At 41.9% G+C, this 18,485-nt stretch carries 20 protein-coding genes; 6 read left to right on the forward strand and 14 right to left on the reverse strand.

Annotation, left to right across the window (positions count from 1 at the left end):
- From ACQY26_RS05795 to ACQY26_RS05830, 8 genes are all read right to left on the reverse strand, one after another.
- On the reverse strand, positions 1-807 hold an 807-nt coding region (locus ACQY26_RS05795), incomplete at its 3' end, for an NAD-dependent epimerase/dehydratase family protein (protein ID WP_428048201.1).
- Entirely contained in the window at positions 808-2,334 is a 1,527-nt protein-coding gene (gene atpA, locus ACQY26_RS05800; protein WP_428048202.1) for a F0F1 ATP synthase subunit alpha, read from the reverse strand.
- A 4-nt stretch (positions 2,335-2,338) separates the two neighbouring features.
- Positions 2,339-2,872, reverse strand: a complete 534-nt coding sequence (gene atpH, locus ACQY26_RS05805) for an ATP synthase F1 subunit delta (protein ID WP_428048203.1) — start codon at positions 2,870-2,872, stop codon at positions 2,339-2,341.
- Positions 2,869-3,363 (reverse strand): F0F1 ATP synthase subunit B, encoded by a 495-nt coding sequence (atpF, locus tag ACQY26_RS05810; RefSeq protein ID WP_428048204.1) that lies wholly within the window; start codon positions 3,361-3,363, stop codon positions 2,869-2,871. The genes atpH and atpF overlap by 4 nt, the downstream gene beginning before the upstream one ends.
- Before the next feature lie 15 nt (positions 3,364-3,378).
- Positions 3,379-3,603, reverse strand: coding sequence for an ATP synthase F0 subunit C (gene atpE / locus ACQY26_RS05815; protein ID WP_428048205.1), 225 nt, complete (start codon positions 3,601-3,603; stop codon positions 3,379-3,381).
- A 19-nt stretch (positions 3,604-3,622) separates the two neighbouring features.
- On the reverse strand, positions 3,623-4,372 hold the full coding sequence (gene atpB / locus ACQY26_RS05820; protein ID WP_428048206.1) for a F0F1 ATP synthase subunit A: 750 nt from the start codon (positions 4,370-4,372) through the stop codon (positions 3,623-3,625).
- Positions 4,369-4,584: an AtpZ/AtpI family protein gene (locus tag ACQY26_RS05825; RefSeq protein WP_428048207.1), complete on the reverse strand. Its 216-nt coding sequence runs from the start codon at positions 4,582-4,584 to the stop codon at positions 4,369-4,371. The genes atpB and ACQY26_RS05825 overlap by 4 nt, the downstream gene beginning before the upstream one ends.
- A 38-nt stretch (positions 4,585-4,622) precedes the next feature.
- The gene (locus tag ACQY26_RS05830; protein ID WP_428048208.1) at positions 4,623-5,801 is read right to left on the reverse strand and encodes a glycosyltransferase; all 1,179 of its coding nucleotides are present in this window, start codon (positions 5,799-5,801) and stop codon (positions 4,623-4,625) included.
- Between the two features lie 74 nt (positions 5,802-5,875).
- Between ACQY26_RS05830 and ACQY26_RS05835 the strand changes: the two genes are divergently transcribed.
- The 3 genes from ACQY26_RS05835 to lepB are packed head-to-tail and all read left to right on the forward strand — an operon-like array spanning position 5,876 to position 9,279.
- Entirely contained in the window at positions 5,876-7,357 is a 1,482-nt protein-coding gene (locus ACQY26_RS05835) for an alpha-amylase family glycosyl hydrolase (RefSeq protein ID WP_428048209.1), read from the forward strand.
- Positions 7,358-8,305 (forward strand): glycosyltransferase, encoded by a 948-nt coding sequence (locus ACQY26_RS05840; RefSeq protein ID WP_428048210.1) that lies wholly within the window; start codon positions 7,358-7,360, stop codon positions 8,303-8,305.
- Between the two features lie 2 nt (positions 8,306-8,307).
- Entirely contained in the window at positions 8,308-9,279 is a 972-nt protein-coding gene (lepB, locus tag ACQY26_RS05845) for a signal peptidase I (RefSeq protein WP_428048211.1), read from the forward strand.
- Positions 9,280-9,470: 191 nt separating this feature from the next.
- On the opposite strand, the gene ACQY26_RS05850 is transcribed toward lepB, so the two are convergent.
- Complete coding sequence (locus ACQY26_RS05850) at positions 9,471-10,007, reverse strand: GrpB family protein (RefSeq protein ID WP_428048212.1); 537 nt, start codon at positions 10,005-10,007, stop codon at positions 9,471-9,473.
- Positions 10,008-10,200: 193 nt separating this feature from the next.
- On the opposite strand from ACQY26_RS05850, the gene ACQY26_RS05855 reads away from it, so the two are divergent.
- Positions 10,201-11,034, forward strand: a complete 834-nt coding sequence (locus tag ACQY26_RS05855; RefSeq protein ID WP_428048213.1) for a ParA family protein — start codon at positions 10,201-10,203, stop codon at positions 11,032-11,034.
- A gap of 8 nt (positions 11,035-11,042) precedes the next feature.
- On the forward strand, positions 11,043-11,918 hold the full coding sequence (locus ACQY26_RS05860) for a ParB/RepB/Spo0J family partition protein (protein ID WP_428048214.1): 876 nt from the start codon (positions 11,043-11,045) through the stop codon (positions 11,916-11,918).
- A 983-nt stretch (positions 11,919-12,901) separates the two neighbouring features.
- Here the strand turns inward: ACQY26_RS05860 and speB are convergent.
- Both speB and ACQY26_RS05870 read right to left on the reverse strand, forming a co-directional pair.
- Positions 12,902-13,786, reverse strand: a complete 885-nt coding sequence (gene speB / locus ACQY26_RS05865) for an agmatinase (RefSeq protein WP_428048215.1) — start codon at positions 13,784-13,786, stop codon at positions 12,902-12,904.
- A 2-nt stretch (positions 13,787-13,788) separates the two neighbouring features.
- A complete protein-coding gene (locus ACQY26_RS05870; protein ID WP_428048216.1) occupies positions 13,789-14,340 on the reverse strand; it encodes a pyruvoyl-dependent arginine decarboxylase in 552 nt (183 codons plus the stop codon).
- 102 nt (positions 14,341-14,442) lie between these two features.
- Between ACQY26_RS05870 and ACQY26_RS05875 the strand changes: the two genes are divergently transcribed.
- A complete protein-coding gene (locus ACQY26_RS05875; RefSeq protein WP_428048217.1) occupies positions 14,443-16,491 on the forward strand; it encodes a M3 family metallopeptidase in 2,049 nt (682 codons plus the stop codon).
- A gap of 117 nt (positions 16,492-16,608) precedes the next feature.
- Here ACQY26_RS05875 and ACQY26_RS05880 read toward each other — a convergent pair whose 3' ends face one another.
- The 3 genes from ACQY26_RS05880 to ACQY26_RS05890 are packed head-to-tail and all read right to left on the reverse strand — an operon-like array spanning position 16,609 to position 18,484.
- Positions 16,609-16,764: a rubredoxin gene (locus ACQY26_RS05880; protein ID WP_428048218.1), complete on the reverse strand. Its 156-nt coding sequence runs from the start codon at positions 16,762-16,764 to the stop codon at positions 16,609-16,611.
- Between the two features lie 11 nt (positions 16,765-16,775).
- Positions 16,776-17,288, reverse strand: a complete 513-nt coding sequence (locus ACQY26_RS05885) for a flavin reductase family protein (RefSeq protein WP_428048219.1) — start codon at positions 17,286-17,288, stop codon at positions 16,776-16,778.
- Complete coding sequence (locus ACQY26_RS05890) at positions 17,288-18,484, reverse strand: FprA family A-type flavoprotein (protein WP_428048220.1); 1,197 nt, start codon at positions 18,482-18,484, stop codon at positions 17,288-17,290. Before ACQY26_RS05890 ends, ACQY26_RS05885 begins: the two co-directional genes overlap by 1 nt.
- Position 18,485: the final 1 nt, after the last annotated feature.

The following is an 18,485-nucleotide window of genomic DNA, read 5'->3' on the forward strand; positions in this document are numbered from 1 at the left end:
CTGATAGAAGCTGGAAGGATTATCAATATAATCCGGGGCGAGATTCAGCCTAAGTTCGTTGTTAAGGCATTTTACGATATCGTTGAAGTTGCGGGATATGCCCGTGCCGACGTTAACGACGCAGGATTCTTTTGCATTGTTAAGCGCGCACATATTGGCTTTTACTACGTCCTTAATATAGACGAAATCCCTTTCCTGTTCGCCCATTTTGAAGATTTTGGGGCGGTAGCCCTGCTTCATCTGATTGTAAAGCTGATACATCATGCTGGCCGTCTTGCCTTTAAAATATTCGCCCGGGCCGTATACGTTGAAATATCTTAAGCCCACAATTACCATATCTCTGTTTTCCGCTGCGAATTCCCTTGCGACATTATCCATAATCGCTTTGGAAAAGCCATAAATATTTTCCGGTTTGGGGGTCTGGCCGACGTTCATCGGACATTCGCCGTTGCCGTAAGTGGCCGCGGAGGAGGCGTAAACGACGCGTTTAATATCATTGGCGGCGGCGTAATAAAGCACGTTTTTAAAAGCTTCGACGTTCATTTGCATCATAAGCTTCTGATCGTGGATATTGGTGTCGGTTATAGCGGCTTCGTGGAAAATAGCGTCAAAATAGTTTTCTTCCGGCATTTCCTCAAAGACGTTCGCGGCGACGATATCGCCCTTAAAACCTATAAGATTTTTAAAATGGCCGGACGAAAAGTCATCGACTATCGTTACGCTGTGGCCTTGATTCTGTAATTCAAAAGCTAAATTGCTGCCGATAAAACCGGCCCCGCCGGTAATTAAATATTTTTTCTGAGTCATTTATTTGCTCTCCTTAAAAAGAGGTTTAAATTCTTCCAATACGGCGACAATCTTCTTTTCAAGTTCTTCGCCGATACCTTCCCCGCCGGCAGCGGCTATATCTTTTAAAAGCTCCGGGTGGGAAGATTTTACGAAAGCCAAAAGTTCGTTTTGGTAATCAAGAACTTTATTTACGGATACATGGTCCACATAGCCCCTGACGCCGGCAAATAAAGTTAAAACCTGCTCGGGAACAAGCATAGGTCCGTACTGAGGCTGTTTTAAAAGTTCTTTCATTCTTTGGCCTCTGGCAAGCTGGAACTGGGATTCTTTATCCAACTCCGAACCGAACTGGGCGAAAGATTCCAGCTCTTGGTATTGGGCCAAGTCTATCCTTAAAGTGCCGGAAACTTTACGCATGGTTTTCTTTTGGGCGCTGCCGCCTACGCGCGAAACCGAAAAGCCCACGTCGATGGCCGGTTTTACGCCGGAGCGGAATAAGTTTGCGTCCAAATAGATCTGCCCGTCGGTAATGGAAATGACGTTAGTCGGAATATAAGCCGAAATATCGTTGGCCTGAGTTTCGATAATCGGCAAAGCGGTAAGAGAACCGCCACCGTTTTCGTCGCTGAGTTTGCAAGCCCTTTCCAAAAGCCTTGAATGCAAATAGAATACGTCGCCGGGATAGGCTTCGCGGCCGGGCGGACGCCTGAGCAGCAAGGACATTTCCCTGTAGGCCTGGGCGTGTTTGGAAAGATCGTCATAAACGATAAGGACGTCTTTGCCTTTCCACATAAAATATTCGCCCATCGCGCAGCCGGCATAAGGGGCCGCGTACAAAAGAGAGGCCGGATCGGAAGCGTTGGCCGAAACGACTATCGTATAAGGCATAGCTCCGAAGTCCGTCAAAGTCTGCACCACCTGGGCTACGGTGCTCTGCTTCTGCCCTATAGCCACGTAAATGCAGATTACTCCTTCGTTTTGTTGTTTTTGATTGATAATGGTATCAATGGCGATGGCGGTTTTACCCGTTTGTCTGTCGCCGATGATAAGTTCCCTTTGCCCTTTGCCTATCGGCACCATTGCGTCAACGGCCTTAAGGCCGGTCTGCAAAGGCTGTTTAACGGGCTGACGTTCAACCACGCCGGGCGCGACTACTTCCATGGGGCGCGTTTCGGTGGTGTTGACGGGGCCCTTTCCGTCAAGAGGAACTCCAAGCGGGTTAACCACGCGGCCCAGCAGGGCTTCACCTACCGGGATGCTGATTACTTTGCCCGTTCTTTTTACGGTGTCCCCTTCTTTTACTTCGGTGTCGGGCCCCATGAGTACGCAGCCGATATTGTCGTACTCAAGGTTCATGGCAAGCCCTTTTACACCGCTTTGAAAATCCAAAAGCTCTCCCGACACAGCCTTGTTAAGCCCGTATACTCTGGCGATGCCGTCGCCTACGCTTATTACGGTGCCGACTTCGTCGGTTTGGGTTTGGGGTACAAAATTTTCTATCTTTTCTTTGATGATTGAGGTTATCTCATCAGGTCTTATACCCATATAATTACCTTTCCGTTAAAATTTTCGTCATCTGTTTAATTCTGCCTTCCGCGCTGGCGTCGATAAGCAAGTCGCCGCAGCGGATAACGACGCCGCTTAAAAGAGAAGCGTCCGTTTTATAATCCAAGGCAAGAGCGCTGTTAAAATATTTGCTTAAAGCCTCGCCGAGTCCGCGTTTGGCGCCGTCGTCAAGTTCCCCGGCGGAAAATACGGTCGCTCTCTTTATGCCGAGGCGAGCGTCAAGCAGATTCTGCAGTTCTTTTGCTATCTCCCCGGCAAGGTAATACCTTCCGGCGGAAATTAACAGTTTGACAAAGGACGCCGCCGTATCCGCATTGCCATAAGCTTTTGAAGCCAACTCCAGCTTAACCGAGGGGGATATCGTCGGATTGTTGATATACTCCTCCACCGGTTTAAGCGAGGATAAAGCCTCTTTAAAAAGCTCATAATTTTTTTGCGCGGCGGCATTGTCGTTTTTGGCGACCAAATCATACGCTTTGGCGTATCTCTGCGCTAAAACAGACATATTCGCTTTCATTTGACTTTAATATCCTTCAGCAAATCTTCAATCAGCTTTTCGTTGGCGGCTTTGTCGGCTTCTTTGCCGATCACTTTCCTCGCGGCAAGCATTGTCGTATCCACGACTTCTTTCTTAACCGCTTCTATGGCTTTTTGCGTTTCCGCCTCTATTTCCGCCTTAGCCTGATTGATAAGATTTTGAGCTTCGTCTTTAGCTTGGGCTATTATGGCCTGCCTCTGCTGTTCGCCGGCCTGCGACGCTTCTTTTATTCTGTTTGAGCTTTCCATGGCGGTATCGGCCAAAGTCTTCTCAACTTGTTTTTTGATAGTTTCAGCGTCTTCTCTCGCTTTATGCGCGCCGGCGACGTCTTCCGCTATTTGCTTTTCCCTGGCGTCAAGCGCGTTCATTAAAGGTTTCCACGCAAATTTAGCCAGCAGGAAAGCCAACAGCAGAAAGTTGACTATCGTCCAAAACATTAACCCTATATCGGGTTTTAACAATGAATCCATACTGTCCTTTCAGGTTTATAAAACCATCATTAAGCAGATTACCAGAGCGAAGAACGTCGCGCCTTCAACCAAAGCGGCGGCGATAATCATCGTTATCCTGGCTACGGCGGCTACTTCCGGTTGGCGGCCTGAAGCTTCCAATGCCGCGGCACCGATTTTGCCGATACCCAAAGCGGCGCCTATTACGGATAAACCCGCGCCAAAACCTGCACCGATATATTTAAGTACTTCAAGTTCCATAATTTTACTCCTCCGTGAGTTAATGTGAATGCATTTGCAGCCCCGCGAAAATGGCCGTAAGCAAAGTAAAGACATAGGCCTGTATCGCCGCCACAAGCAATTCAAGTATACTTACAAAAAGCGTCATGCCGAGCACCGGCCCGGCCGTACCGTAACCGTAGGCTATGCTCCTTTCGCCCATAATAAAGATGAAAGAAAACAAACCTATCAATACGATATGCCCCGCCGTCATGTTTGCGAAAAGACGGACGGCCAAAACAAAAACTTTTATGATTAAACTTAAAATTTCCAAAGGAAACAAAAGCGGAACCAGCCATCCGGGAACGCCGCCCGGAACGAAAGTTTTAAGGCAGCCTATCGGGCCGTTTTCCTTAATGCTGAGGCCCAAAATCAAAATCAAACTTAGTATGGCCATGCCGCCGGTTACGGAAATGTTGGAAGTTATCGTCCTTGCGCCGGGAAGCATGCCTACATAGTTTGCCGTCAGCAGAAAAATTAAAAGCGAACAAAAAAACGGAGTAAGTTTGCGGCCTTCTTCCTCGCCCAAATTGGGCACGGCGATTTCATCGCGCACAAAAGTTACGAACATTTCCAAAAAAGTTCTTACGCGCCCGCCTTTCTTTTTGGCGAAAATTATCAACAGCACAAAAAGAAGCACGCTTATGCCGAACATGTAAACAGAATGCTGGGTTATGGGCAGATTAACTCCCCAAAGGCTTATATTAAAACTGTGATCCAATATATGATGAGCAAGAAGTTCTTCTATCATTTCTTTTTATCCTTATAAACATAGGCTTTCGCGGAGCGCACCATTATATATATAGCCAAAGAAAAAGCCGCCGCGCTGCAAGAAAGTATAAATACCGGCAATGTGCCGAATTTTTTATCAAGCCAGTAACCGCCGAAAGCGCCTATGCACATTATCACGGCAAACTGTATGCCCAAGCCGGCTATTAAGATATGGTCTTGTTTTGATATCATATTCTGCCCCGGCCCGGCGAAACAGAGCCTTATTTCCATTATACTATCTTTTTGAAAATTTCTGCATGGCTTTTGAGTTCGCGCGTAATGAGGAACTTTTCCGTTACCAAACGTTTTCCCCCGGCGGCAAGCCTTTGCGCCAAAGATTTATCCCGAAGCAGCCTTATTACGGATGAGGCGAAGTCTGCGTTATTTCGGCATAAAAGACCGGTTTTATTGTTGATAATTTGAAGCCTTATTCCGCCGACGTCGCTTGCGGCGACGGGTTTGCTTTTCCATAAAGCTTCGGTTATGGAAAGGCCGAAACTTTCGCTGAAACTTTTTTGCACCACTACGTCCGCCGCACTTTGTAAAGCGGCGATTTCGTAATCATGCCGATTAATTGAGAGAAGTATTATATCCCGCCGCCCGGCAGCGTATTTTTTCAGTTCGTCATAAAGAGCGGAAGCGTTGACGTCATCGGGCGCAAAACCGCCGGCATAGACCAAAACGGACGGAATGTTTTTAGCGACTTCTTTAAAAACGTCTATCAGGCCGAAAGGATCTTTGACTCTGTCAAATCTCGACACCTGCAAAACCATGGGTTTATCTAAAGGAATGCCAAATTTTTTTAAAACCTCTTCGCGCTCGGCTTTGCCGACGACCGTATTTTTGACGGAACACGGATCTATTGAAGGCAAAATATAATCCGCGCGGCGGTTTAAAGCGGGGTGGCTTTGCGGAGAAGTAAAAATAACGCCGTCGCAGGATTCTATATAAGGTTTCAAAAAAGCCCAGACATCGGCATTGGCGCGCGAAATGTCAAAATGGCAGCGATAAATCTTTTTTACGTTTTTAAGTTTTTCCGCCGCAATCAAAGCGTGGAAATCGTGCATATACAAAATGTCGCAGTCGGATGGGAGGAGCAAAGAATAAGAAAGCTCTTTGAACTCTTTCAGTTCCTCGCGCGTAACGGAATTAAAACTCAGCGAAAGGGCTTCGGTTATTTTTTTACTCAATACAAAAAAACGGCGGTCGGCTTCAAGCGCGCTCCAGTCGCTTTTTAAGCCGAGTTCGCGGAAATATCCGTTAAGGGTCGAGGCCAATTCCGTAACGCCGCTGCCGTATAAAGACGGCGTTATCATATTGACCTTTAAAGCGCCGAGCCGCGCGTATTCCGCGCGCAAATCCGCGGTAGGCAGGCCGTACATCACGCTTAGGGCTTCAAGCTTATTCATAAAGCAATTGTAGAAATTTTTGCCTGATTTTGCTTAATTTATGGACTTTTCCCAATAAAGTGATATAATTATAAATGTCAGAGGTTTTTATGCGCACAAATCCCCATATCTTAGAAATCAACGCCCATAATTGGCTTAAACAAATCAAGGCCGATTTAAAACAGGAAAACATTACTTTGGCCGACGTGCCGGAGCAGGATCTCTTTGAGATGAAAGCACACGGCTTCGACGCTCTTTGGCTTATGGGCGTCTGGAAAGAAAGCCCCGCATCCCGTGCAATCGCGAGGGAAGACAAGGCTATAAACGATTATCTTTCCAAAGCGGCCCCCGGTTACGATAAGGCCGATATTGTAGGATCTCAATACGCAATTTACGATTATACGGTAAACGAGGCTTTCGGCGGGAACGAAGCCTTGCTGAAGTTAAAGAAAAGATTAAACGATTTCGGCATAAAACTTATTTTGGATTTTGCCGGCAATCATCTTTCAAAAGATAATCCTCTGACCTTGACCGATAAAGACGTTTTTGTTTTTTCCGACGAAGAACCAAAAGTGAAAGAATTGTTCTTCCAAACGCGGAACGGTTATTGGCTGGCCCACGGGAAGGACCCTTATTTTCCCTCTTGGACCGATACCGTACAGATAAATCATTTTAATCCCAAAGCAAGAAAATTTTTAAAAGACACTTTGCTTAAAATAGTTCCGTTGTGCGACGGCCTGCGCTGCGACATGGTAATGTTAATGCTGAACAAAGTGTTCCGCGATACTTGGGGGAACTTCGTCAAAGACGAAATGCCCGCGGAAGAATTTTGGCCGCAGGTTATAAGCGAAGTCAAAAGCGAATATCCCAGATTTACATTTTTGGCCGAAGTTTACTGGGGCCTTGAATGGGAAGTGCAGAAGCTCGGTTTTGACTATACTTACGACAAAACCCTTTATGACCGTTTGCGCATTTCCACGGCGCAGGATATACAAGGGCACTTAAACGCCGAGCATCTTTACCAAAAAAGATCGCTGAGATTTATAGCCAACCACGACGAGGAAGCGCCTTTATTGGCTTTCGGGCGGGAAAAATCAAAAGCAGCCGCGGCGGCCGCATACACTTTGATAGGAGCAAGGCTTTTTACCATGCCGCAAATCTACGGAGAGGAAAAACGCCTGCCTATACAATATACCCACCGTTTCGCGCAGGTAGACCAAGAAGTTTATGATTTCTATAAAAACTTTTTGGATATTATAAATCATCCGTGCTTTCACGGCGGGCAATGGACTATTAAAAATCCTAAACCGGCAAATGAGGAAGATCTTTCTTTCAAAAATATTCTCTGCTGGGCTTGGACGCAGCAAACCACGCAGAAGATTGTCATTATAAATTACAGCGATGTTCCCTCTTCCTGTATAATGCCGGTGGATAAAGTGCCTTCCGCGGAAAATCTGATTCTAAAAGAACACTTCAAGCAAAACGAAACTGTTTTGCCCAGCGCACAAGCTAAAAAAGACGGTGTTCTTTTGCAGTTTCAGCCTTTTGAAACAAAAATCTTTTCCGTGGATTTTTAAATGCAGTCCCAACATAAAAAACCGCTTGCCGTAGTGATGGCTACCGACGACAAAGCCGCTTTCGCGGCCGGCTGCGCGCTTTTAAGTTTAAAACAAAACTCTCCGCTTTTATTTAAAAAAGCAGACATAATAATTTACTATCAGAATCTTTCCCAGCAAAACAGAAAGGCGCTGCGCTCGATAGGGCGGGTTTTCTTTAAAGAGTACAAATTAAATTTTTCCACGGCGGACATAAAAACCATTCGCCGCTACAGCCAACTTACTTTGGCCAGGTACGAATGCTTCTTCCTGCTGAAAGAATACCGCCAGCTGCTTTGGCTTGATTTGGATATTTTGGTAAAGAAAGAACTTATCAATATTTTAAAATTCAAAAAATCCGGCTTTGCGCTGGCCCACGATGATAATATCGTCGCTTCCAATTTTTTAAAACCGATAAAAGGTTTTGATCTACTGCGGCGTAATTTTAACGCCGGGGTAATAGTTTTCAGCGACAATATGGCAAACCCCGTTAAAATAGGGGCTTGGTGCTATCAGCAAACAAAGGCTTTGGCTTCCAAATTGCTTTGGATAGACCAAGGCATACTTAATTTGGCTTTGCAAAAATTTGCAATAAAACCGGCCATTTTGCCGAGGAAATTCAACTCCCACCCCGTACTTTCCCCAATAAAAACGGCAAACGCTCTTATCCTGCACGCCATGGGCGATTATAAGTTTTGGGATAATTATCCCTTTAAAGAATGGGATAATTTCTACCGTAAATGGCTTGAAACGGGCGGAGCGGAAGTTACTATACAAAATTACGACAAAAAATATCTTTTGATATTTAAATTTAAACTGTTTTTGGAAAAAGTACCGTTTATATGGGGGCTTTTCCAAAAAACAGTTAAATTTAAATTTGCTTTGCTCAATAAAAAAACACTTAAAAAACAAGGTTTAAAAGGACGCTGATCATGGAACTTACTTTACTTATAACCGGCATAACAGCTTTCGTTTACGCGAAAGTATCCAAACTGATGAATAAAAAGAAAATATTTGAAAACAAAACCGTTTTCTCTGCTTGGAACGCTTCTTTCGCTTTAATAGCCGGTATTCTGATAATATATATTTTTAACTTTATGGCCAAAAACGGGATACAGGGCGGGCTTGAACCCAGAACGTTTGCTTTTATTACTACCGCCGCTATAGCTTTTGCCGTGTATAATTTTATCTCCGCAGGTAAGGCTGATAAAAAGAAAACCGAAAAAATATTTGCCTTTAATCTTGAATGGGCGGAAACCGTATATTTTGCCGCTTTCTTTGCAGCGGTAGTAATGTTCCTTTTCTTACAAGCTTTCAAGATACCTTCAGCCTCCATGAGGAACACCCTTTTGGAAGGGGATAACCTTTTTGTAAATAAAATAACTTATGGCATAAGGCTGCCTTTTATGAAAGACAGAATAGTAAAATTTAATGATATAAAAAGGGGAGATATTATAGTTTTCCGCTTCCCGGCGGAAAGCAAAGAACAGGTAAACTGTGGGGAACCTCAGTACGGAAGGGATTTCGTAAAACGCGTTATAGGTATGCCGGGCGACACCGTAGAAATGAGGGATAAACAAGTTTTTATCAACGGCGAACTTATGCCGGCACAACCTTATGAAGTTTATCAGGACATAAAAAGATTATCTAAAGAAACATTGCCTTTCAGCCGGGAAGAATACCAAAAACTTTGGGAAGAACGTAAACTGGAAAAACATTTGGGTATGTACTTAAGGGATAACTTCGGCCCGGTTACCATACCGCAAGGCACATATTTAGGTATAGGGGATAACAGGGATTTTTCCTGCGATTCCCGCTTCTGGGGCCCAATCCCGGAAGAAAACATTAAAGGCAAAGCATGGTTTATACATTGGCCTTTAAACCGTATCGGCCTTGTAAAATGATTCTTATAACCCCCGGCATTACACCGGGGGTTTTTAATATACAAAATATATATCGGAAATCAATAAAACTTCTATATTTAAAGAACTTCCCGCACAGGTGAGATTTAATTGGAAACAGCTTGAGAGCAAATATAGGAAAAGTATAAAACGTCTTTATTAAAGTTTTTAGTTTTCATGTGAAAACCGCACGATTATATATCGCCATTAACGGAGAATTTGTTTATATACCACTCTACCGCCTTCTTTTCCAGATTATCAATAAAAACACTTTTGCCTATGGAGTATCCTTCCAAATCTTCAGGGAACTGCAAGGCTAAAGCCTGCTTAAGTTCTCCGTAAAAGGAAGCTTCTTCAGGATATTCTCTTAAATAATCCCTAAATGCCAAAAACCTGATAATTTCTTTCTCATTATATATATCAAATATATCTAAATGGTAAGCTATGCCATTAATACACTTGCGATAATGCCTGCGCCCCGGAAGTCCAAACTCCCCTAAGCACTCATAACCGAAGCTTTCAAACATATCCTCATAATCTTCAATAATACCAATATCCTTTACAACCGCCATTATATCTATAATAGGCCTTGAGGATAACCCTTTAACCGCAGTGCTTCCTACATGATAAACATCTACAAGCAAATTGCCCAAGATATTTTTTATTGACAAAGAAGCCTCTTTATAATCTTCAGTCCAAGAGGTATTATACGGCAATATTTTTATGTTCATTTATATCTCCGATTACTTTATTATAACACATATGCTAAATGTTTTCATGTGAAGACTCTGCCGCCGGATAAGAAACTGTTTTCACGTGAAACCTAATATCAAGCCGCATAAATAAGTTTTCATGTGAAAACACTATAAACAACTATTGACTTGTTTTTAAATTTTATATTAAATATTTTTATAGGAGAATACAATGGGTGAAATAGTTTGCATTGCCAATCAAAAAGGCGGCGTGGGCAAAACGACCACCGCCGTAAATTTATCCTATGCCCTTGCCTGCTTAGGGCAAGAAGTGCTGCTTGTGGATTTTGACCCCCAAGGAAACGCCACTTCAGGATTGGGCATAGAAGTAAAAGATGAAGATAAAACCGTTTATAACTTCCTTACAAAAACCGCTTCTTTCAAAGAGGTTGTAAGGCAAACCAGCAATGAAATGCTGGATATTCTGCCCGCAAATAAAGATTTAGCAGGGGCGGAAGTAGAGCTTGTAAATATAAACGGCAGGGAAAAATTCCTTAAAGAACAGCTTGCCACTATAAGGAAAATGTACAATTTTATAATTATAGACTGCCCCCCGTCTTTAAGTTTGCTTACGGTAAATGCGCTTGTCGCAGCAGATAACGTGCTTACCGCGATACAATGCGAATATTACGCCATGGAAGGACTTGCCCACTTTATTAATACAATAAGCAAAGTAAAACAGTTTTTAAGCCCCCAGCTTAAAATAGACGGCGGGATACTAACCATGTTTGACGGCAGAATGAATTTAGCCAATCAAGTTAAGGAAGAAGTTTCTAAATTCTACGGAGATAAAGTGTACAAAACACCCATTCCGCGCAATATACGTTTAGCGGAAGCCCCGGGCTTTGGGCAAAGCATTTTTGAATATGACCCTTCCTGCCGCGGCACAAAAGCATATATGGATTTAGCCATTGAGTTCCTTATAAGAAGAGGGGCAAAAGCGGAAGATTTCAATAATTTTAAATATGGCGCGTCAAAAGGAACTGAATTTGACTTCGGAGGATAATTATTAATATGAGGAAAGCTTTAGGCAAAGGTTTAGACGCTTTATTAAACGGCGGAATGAATGAGTCTTATGAAGCAGGAGGGGAAAACGCTTCCGGCGTACAAAAAATACCGCTCGATAAAATTATCCCCAACAGATATCAGCCCAGGAAGACTTTTAATGAGGAATCCTTGCAAGGCCTGGCGGAATCTTTAAAGCAACACGGTTTGACTCAGCCTATTGTAGTGGTTTACGATCCGGGTATGGATAAATATGAACTGGTTGTAGGCGAAAGACGTTTCCGCGCTTCACAGCTGGCCGGTTTTACGGAAATAGACTGCATTATACATTCAAAGCTTGACGACAAACAAATGTGTGCTTTAGCCCTTATCGAAAACATCCAAAGGGAAGACTTAAACCCGATAGAAACGGCTTTGGGCTATAAAAGCTTAATGCAAAAGTTTATGATATCCCAAACCGAACTGGGCGAATATTGCGGGAAGTCCAAAGCCGCCGTATCCAACTCCTTGAGGCTGCTTAATTTGGAGCCGGAAATACAGGAAGCCATTAAAAACGGCGATATAAGCGAAGGACACGGACGCGCTTTATTAATGGTATCGGACGAGAAAAAAAGAGAAGTTTTATTCAAAAAAATTATCTCTTCAAAAATGTCCGTACGCCAAGCGGAAGAAGCGGCTAAAAACACTATGGATGAAACCGTAAAACAAAAACCGCAAAAAACACCCGATACCCTTGCTTTTGAATCATCTCTCCAAGAAGCTTTGGGCACTAAGGTAGAACTTAAATACGGCAGTAAACCGAGCAAAGGAAAGTTAATTCTGCATTATAATTCTTTGGAAGAACTTGAGCAGATTTCCCAAAGATTAAAAAATAAAATGTTATAAAAATTAAAAACACGGCTTTAACAAGGCCGTGTTTTTATATCCTTTAACCCCCCATTTACAGCGGGGAATTTTTATTTAACAGAAAACTAAAGATTTAATATCGGAAAAGCTAATTCCAAAAATTGCTAAGAATGTTAAAACGAAACTTTGCCATTATGCTTTATTTTTATGATTACAAAAATAAGAAACTTCCGGAAGATTTAAAATTTATACAAAATCAATTTAAGATTTATGTTTTCACATGAAAACATAAAAATATAATATAAAAAGATTATATTTTATTATATTTACGGATATTTTGGTAAAAATCCTCGTCGAGAAAAACAAAAAAGCCTCAAATTTAAACCGTAAAAGGTTTTTGTTTGATTATCGATTAGATACTGCCGGCAAATACAAAAATTAAAATTATTACCCTTTTAGAGCAAAAAACACGTTTTTTACTCTATAAAGCAAATTTCTTAAAAGATATTTTATGATTTTTTAAAAATAATAGGGAAACTAACTTTTATTTTTTAGATTTTATAAAATTGAAATCTAAAAAGCTTAGGTTAAAAAATAATGAAAATGAAATTTACAAAAAACAAATAAAATTCCCAAACAAAATATTTTTAGCAAAGTTACAACAGTCAAACTCAAAATTTATCAAATGCAAAAATCTTTATAAAAATTATAAACGATTTAAAAACATCATAACCGCCTTACCGATTTATCGGCAGTATGCGGGCGGAGCATAAATAAGGAAAATAAAATTAATTTAAAGCGCAAATCGGCGTTATTTATAAAGCTAAGTTCCGTCTTATTAGGCAAACGCAACTTTCCCTTCGCAAAAATTCCCAAAATAAAACCCGCGATTACAGCAAAGACATACGGGTAAAATTATAATTTTTAAATACCGGGTTTATTTTGAGAATAAAAAAAGAGGAGATTTTCATCCCCTCTCTTAATTAAAAACATTAAGAAAACAACTTTCTTAATTTTTAAATTTACTTATTTTTCTTGCTTACCGTCAAATAACCCATAAGACGATAAACCATTTTGGAAACATTAAACTCCGATATATGACTGCCTTTTATCGGGGCGGTTTCCACAACGTCTATCGCGGCTATCTTTTTGTCCATACAAACCGCTTTGAACAAATACATCGCGTCATACCAGGTAAAACCTCCCGGCTGCGGCGTACCCGTACCCTGAACGACCGAAGGATCAAATCCATCGACGTCTATCGTGATATAAACCAAATCGGTAAGGCTTTTTAAAACTTTATTCGTAAGTTTTTTAATATCAAGATTTTCATGCATGAAATACGTCGTAACGTTGCCGCTGTTTACGTTTTGCTTTTCTTCGCTGCCGACGGAACGTATACCCACCTGCACCACTTTAACCTCTTTGGAAGCAGGATACAAAGCGCAAGCGTGGGAGCGTTCGTCGCCGAAATAGGATTCCCTCAAATCGGCGTGAGCGTCAAAATGCAATACCGAAAGCTTTTTGCCGTATTTCCTGATATAAGGCGCTATCAAGGCCTGTGAAATTGAATGTTCCCCGCCGAGATAAAACGGAAAAGCTTTATGATTCGCCATATAATCTTCCACATATTTTTCTATGCGGTCGAATACGGCTTTTTCACTGCCTTTACAATTTATCGGGGGAAGAGTATGTATACCCTCTTTATAAGTTTCTATACCGAGTTCTTCATCCCAAAATTCAATTTGGGGGGAAGCCTCAATAATGGCGGCAGGGCCGAACTTCGTCCCGCCGCCATAAGAAACCGTACGTTCATAAGGTACTGAAATAATTGCAAAGCGGCTGTCTTCTAGAGAAGGCTGTCCTTCTTCAACCGCCAAAAAATGCTTTGCGTGTTCGGGATGCATAATTACCTTACAAACACCGCAGCCGCGACAACCGTGGTCCATACGCCGTCGACGCAAATGGCCGACTGGGTTACGTTGGTGCTCTTTACGATTTTGCCGCTCATTTTCCAGATTTCTTCTTTCTGGTTCCACGTGGTGTTATTATCAAATTCAATACCCAAAGTGGTGGAAAGCATCATGGCCGCCAAGTCTTCGGCATAGTCGCCGGCTTTTTGGTCCGCTTCGCCGAAGCTGTGATGCTCGGAAATATAACCGTGCGTATTTTTATCCTTCGGTATGGCCAAGCCTACGGAAGCGGAAATCAAGCGCCTGTTTTCATTGCTGGTATTTCTGCTGATTACGCAGTGAAGTATCTGCCCGGCGTGCAAATGTTCAAGACCTTTGCTTACCGAAACGACTTTGCATTTCGGCGGGAAAATGCTGGATACCGGCACCAAATTAAATTTTGCTATTTTTGCGTCTCTCAAAGCTTCTTCAAAGCTTGCGAGCTTTTCTTTGTGTCTGCCTACACCTTTGGTAAGGAATATCTCCTTTGCAACAAATGGTTCGTACATTTTTTATTCTCTCTGTTAAGTGATATTACCCTGAAAACAGGGGCATTATTTTATAGAATAAATTATAACAAAAAAATATGGAGCATTGTGTAAAAGATTATTATGAAATTAACATTATTTCTTATACCATTGATTTTCCTGACGATAAACTTATCAGCGGCGGAGGACAGCATGCCTTATAATATGTTCAACAAAGACGGCGTTTTGCACTTTAATTATAAAGCGGAGGATTTGGCCCCGCGGGAAAAGGCCGCCAGAGTACAGCTGGAAAAAGATTTGCAGGCCATAATAGCAATACCGAAAGAAAAAAGAACCTTCGAAAACACTTATTTGGCTTATGACAAAGCTTTTGACGCTTATTCCGAATCTCTCGGTCAGGCCGGTTTTTTGGCTTATGTTTCCGAAGATGAAAACTTAAGAAACGCGGCCTTGGCTTTAGAGCAGGAAGTCAGCAATTATTTAATAGAAGTCGCAACCAGGCGCGATATTTATCAAGCTTTTAAAGATTACGCCGACACCAACCCGAAGCTCGGCCCGATCGAAGCCAAAATGCTTAAAGACACCATGATAGGCTTTAAGAAAAGCGGTTTAACGCTTAACGACGAAGACTTGGAAGTTTTTAAAGAATTAAACAAACAAAAAGCAAAAAATTCCATAGAGTTTTCAAAAAATATCCGCGAGTATAAAGACTCTTTGGAAGTTACAAAAGAACAGCTTGACGGCATGGGCGAAGACTATATAAACAAGCTTGCGCGTACCCCGGAAGGTAAATACGTTATCACGCTTGATTATCCCGATTACGTGCCTTTTATGTTAAACGCAAAAAACGAAGAAGCCAGAAAAGCTTTGGAGTTTAAATATTCCCGCCGCGGCGGAGCAGACAATATAAAATTGTTTGAAGACACTTTAAATTTAAGATATAAAACGGCCAAGCTTTTGGGATATAAAAACCACGCCGAAAACCGCCTTGACACCCGTATGGCCAAAACTCCCGAAAACGTGGAAAAATTCTTAAAAGATTTGGAAAAGAAATTAAAGAAAATGGCCAAAGCGGAAGAAAAGGAAGTTCTTAAACTTAAAGAAGAAAAAACAGGCGTAAAATCAAATCATTTCAACGCTTGGGAAACGGGATATTGGAACAATCTTCATAAAAAACTTTATTACGAAATAGATTCCGAAAAAATAAAAGAATATTTCCAGACGGATATAGTAATAGCTAATATGTTTGAAATTTTCGGCAATTTATTCGGCGTAAAATTTGAAATCGTTGATATACCCACTTGGCACAAAGACGTCAAAAGTTATAAAGTTTCCGACGAAGAAACCGGCAAAACCATAGGCTATATTTATATGGATTTGTATCCCAGGGACGGCAAATACAAACACGCGGCCTGTTTTGATCTTATCGACGGAGAACTTAAAGAAGACGGCACTTATCAGCAGCCTTTTACGGCCATAGTCGCAAATTTAAATCCGCCGAGCAAAGATACTCCTTCCCTCTTAAAACACGACGAAGTTGAAACTTTGTTCCATGAGTTCGGCCATGTTTTGCACAATGTTCTTACCGAAGCGAAATACTCTTCAATTTCAGGCACGTCGGTAAGCCGTGATTTTGTGGAAGTTCCTTCCCAAATACTTGAAAACTGGGCTTGGGATCCTTCGGTAATAAAAAAGATTTCCAAACATTACAAAACCGGCCGGCCTCTTGACGACGAAACAATCAAAAAGATGATTGCGGCAAAAAATCACGGCGCGGGCAATTTCTACATAAGGCAGAATTTTCTTGCTCAAATAGATATGATATACCACACCGCGGAAAAACCCGTAGACAGCACAAAATTGTGGAAAAAATATTCCGACAAAATCAGAATGGTGCCTATGACCAAAGATACTTATCCGCAAGCCAGTTTCGACCACTTGATGGGCGGATATGACGCCGGGTATTACGGTTATTTATGGGCGGAAGTAATTGCTTTGGACTTCTTTTCGGAATTTCAAAAACACGGTTTGTTTAATCCGGAAATAGGCAAAAAATTCCGTAAAGAAATTTTAGCCCCCGGCGGTAGTTACGAAGAAGAAGACTTGGTAAAAAACTTTTTAGGCAGAAAAGTTTCCAACGAACCTTTCCTAAAAAATATCGGATTGAAATAAAAAAACAATCATAAAACGAAAGGACCGAGAATTTATCCCGGTCCTTTTTTTACGGCTTAAAATTAATTTAAAATTATTCCGCAAAATTAAAAAGCCTCCGTTGTCGGAGGCTTTAAATTACTGAGCGGAAAATTGATCCTTGCCTACTCCGCAAACGGGGCAAACCCAGCTTTCCGCCACGTCGGCCCATTTGGTTCCGGCGGCTATTCCGTTATCCGGATCGCCCAATTCTTCGTCATAAACATATCCGCAGACATTGCATACGTATTTCATTTTACTCCTCCTTAAGAATCTTTAAAAGTAGTGGCTCCTTTAGGGGTTTTCCCTTTAAGAACCGTTTGATAATAATCATAAGTTAAAGGTTTGCAGTCTTCGCATAAAACTTCGGCACCAGTTATAGGCCCGATAAACATTGTATGCGTACCCAAGTTTATGGATTGTTTAACGTTAACGGATATAACCGCCAAAACGTTTTCCGTAACTACGGGCAGACCGCAATCGTTTACTTTATGTTTTACTTTGGAAAATTTATCAAAAGTTCTTCCGCTTCTAAAACCGAATATTCCTATAAAAGGCATCTGCACGCTTTGCATCAAAGGCTGAACGCAAAATTTGCCGGAAGCTTTTATATATTCGCAAGTAAGGGAATTATTGTTTAAAGCTATAGCAAGCTGAGGAGGTTCGGCCGTTACCTGAAAAACGGAATTGGCTATCAATCCGTTAAATTTGCCGTCCTTAACACCGCTTACTATAAAAAGACCGTAAGATAAATCCGCCAAAGCTTTATTATCAAGCATTATTTATTTTTCTCCAATATTTTAAGGCCTACAGCGCGCCCGAGTTCAAAACATTCTTTAAGTTTTTCTTCCGTAGGAACGAAACGGCTTTTTACGCAAGGGGCTGCAATTTCCACCCCTAATTTTTCCTTCATAATCGTTTCAAGCCCGGTTATGGCGCCGTCGCTCCACCCGTAAGAACCGAAAGCCGCGCCTATCAGGTTTTGCTTCTTAAGCCCTTTGAAATAAGTTATCAAATCGCCCAAAGAAGGATATATTTCCTGATTTAAAACAGGCGTGCCGAGTATCAAACCGGCGGCGTCCAAAAGTTCCGTTGCGGCGTCGCTTCTGTGCGCAGCGTGCAAAGACATTTGTTTTACTTCAACGCCGGCGCTGATAAGGCCGTCGGTAACGGCGCAGGCCATTTTTTCCGTACTGCCCCACATAGTATCATAAATCACTATGACTTTATTTCTGTTTTTCTGAGCGGCGAACTCGGCATAAAGATTTACTATTCTTTCCGGGTCCTTACGCCAAATAGGGCCGTGATCCGGGCAGATTACGGAAGGTTTTATCCCCAATTTAGTAACCTGGCCCAAGAAAGCGGTAACTATTTTTGAATAAGGCAGAATAATATTGGCGTAATATTTTTTTGCTTCGTAAAGCCAATCACGTTCAGCAACTTCATCGTCAAAACGATAGCTTGAAGCGTAATGCATACCAAAAATATCATTGCAGAACAGTATATTAGCTTTCTTTAAAAGGCAAATCATGCTGTCGGGCCAATGAAGCATTCTTGATTCTATAAAAGTTAAAGAATCTTCCCCCAAATCCAAACTTCCGCCGTTCGGTATTATTTCAACCGGAAGATCTTCCCCAAGATGAGCTTTTAAATTGGCAGCGCCCAAAGTGGAAGCGTATACGTGTTCCGGCTTAATATCGGCTATGGCGGCCTTTAAAGAACCGCTGTGGTCAAGCTCGGCGTGGTTTGATATTATCAAGTCTATTTTTTGAGGGTCTATTACGCTTTTTATTCTGGAAAGCATTTCGGGATAAAATTCTTTCTTTACCGTATCGATAAGAGCAATTTTTTTATCCAAAATCAAAAAAGCGTTGTAAGTCGTGCCTTTATTGGTTGAATAACCGTGAAAATCCCTTACGTTCCAATCAATCGCTCCGACCCAATATATTTTGTCTGTAACTTTTATAGCATGCATA

The organism is Candidatus Proelusimicrobium excrementi (genome assembly GCF_937881865.1).
Classification (GTDB): domain Bacteria; phylum Elusimicrobiota; class Elusimicrobia; order Elusimicrobiales; family Elusimicrobiaceae; genus Proelusimicrobium; species Proelusimicrobium excrementi.

Coding starts and splice junctions, on each gene's coding strand:
- atpA (WP_428048202.1), bottom strand. CDS start 2,334: ATGGGTATAAGACCTGATGAGATAACCTCAATCATCAAAGAAAAGATA.
- atpH (WP_428048203.1), bottom strand. CDS start 2,872: ATGAAAGCGAATATGTCTGTTTTAGCGCAGAGATACGCCAAAGCGTAT.
- atpF (WP_428048204.1), bottom strand. CDS start 3,363: ATGGATTCATTGTTAAAACCCGATATAGGGTTAATGTTTTGGACGATA.
- atpE (WP_428048205.1), bottom strand. CDS start 3,603: ATGGAACTTGAAGTACTTAAATATATCGGTGCAGGTTTTGGCGCGGGT.
- atpB (WP_428048206.1), bottom strand. CDS start 4,372: ATGATAGAAGAACTTCTTGCTCATCATATATTGGATCACAGTTTTAAT.
- ACQY26_RS05825 (WP_428048207.1), bottom strand. CDS start 4,584: ATGATATCAAAACAAGACCATATCTTAATAGCCGGCTTGGGCATACAG.
- ACQY26_RS05830 (WP_428048208.1), bottom strand. CDS start 5,801: ATGAATAAGCTTGAAGCCCTAAGCGTGATGTACGGCCTGCCTACCGCG.
- ACQY26_RS05835 (WP_428048209.1), top strand. CDS start 5,876: ATGTCAGAGGTTTTTATGCGCACAAATCCCCATATCTTAGAAATCAAC.
- ACQY26_RS05840 (WP_428048210.1), top strand. CDS start 7,358: ATGCAGTCCCAACATAAAAAACCGCTTGCCGTAGTGATGGCTACCGAC.
- lepB (WP_428048211.1), top strand. CDS start 8,308: ATGGAACTTACTTTACTTATAACCGGCATAACAGCTTTCGTTTACGCG.
- ACQY26_RS05850 (WP_428048212.1), bottom strand. CDS start 10,007: ATGAACATAAAAATATTGCCGTATAATACCTCTTGGACTGAAGATTAT.
- ACQY26_RS05855 (WP_428048213.1), top strand. CDS start 10,201: ATGGGTGAAATAGTTTGCATTGCCAATCAAAAAGGCGGCGTGGGCAAA.
- ACQY26_RS05860 (WP_428048214.1), top strand. CDS start 11,043: ATGAGGAAAGCTTTAGGCAAAGGTTTAGACGCTTTATTAAACGGCGGA.
- speB (WP_428048215.1), bottom strand. CDS start 13,786: ATGCATCCCGAACACGCAAAGCATTTTTTGGCGGTTGAAGAAGGACAG.
- ACQY26_RS05870 (WP_428048216.1), bottom strand. CDS start 14,340: ATGTACGAACCATTTGTTGCAAAGGAGATATTCCTTACCAAAGGTGTA.
- ACQY26_RS05875 (WP_428048217.1), top strand. CDS start 14,443: ATGAAATTAACATTATTTCTTATACCATTGATTTTCCTGACGATAAAC.
- ACQY26_RS05880 (WP_428048218.1), bottom strand. CDS start 16,764: ATGAAATACGTATGCAATGTCTGCGGATATGTTTATGACGAAGAATTG.
- ACQY26_RS05885 (WP_428048219.1), bottom strand. CDS start 17,288: ATGCTTGATAATAAAGCTTTGGCGGATTTATCTTACGGTCTTTTTATA.
- ACQY26_RS05890 (WP_428048220.1), bottom strand. CDS start 18,484: ATGCATGCTATAAAAGTTACAGACAAAATATATTGGGTCGGAGCGATT.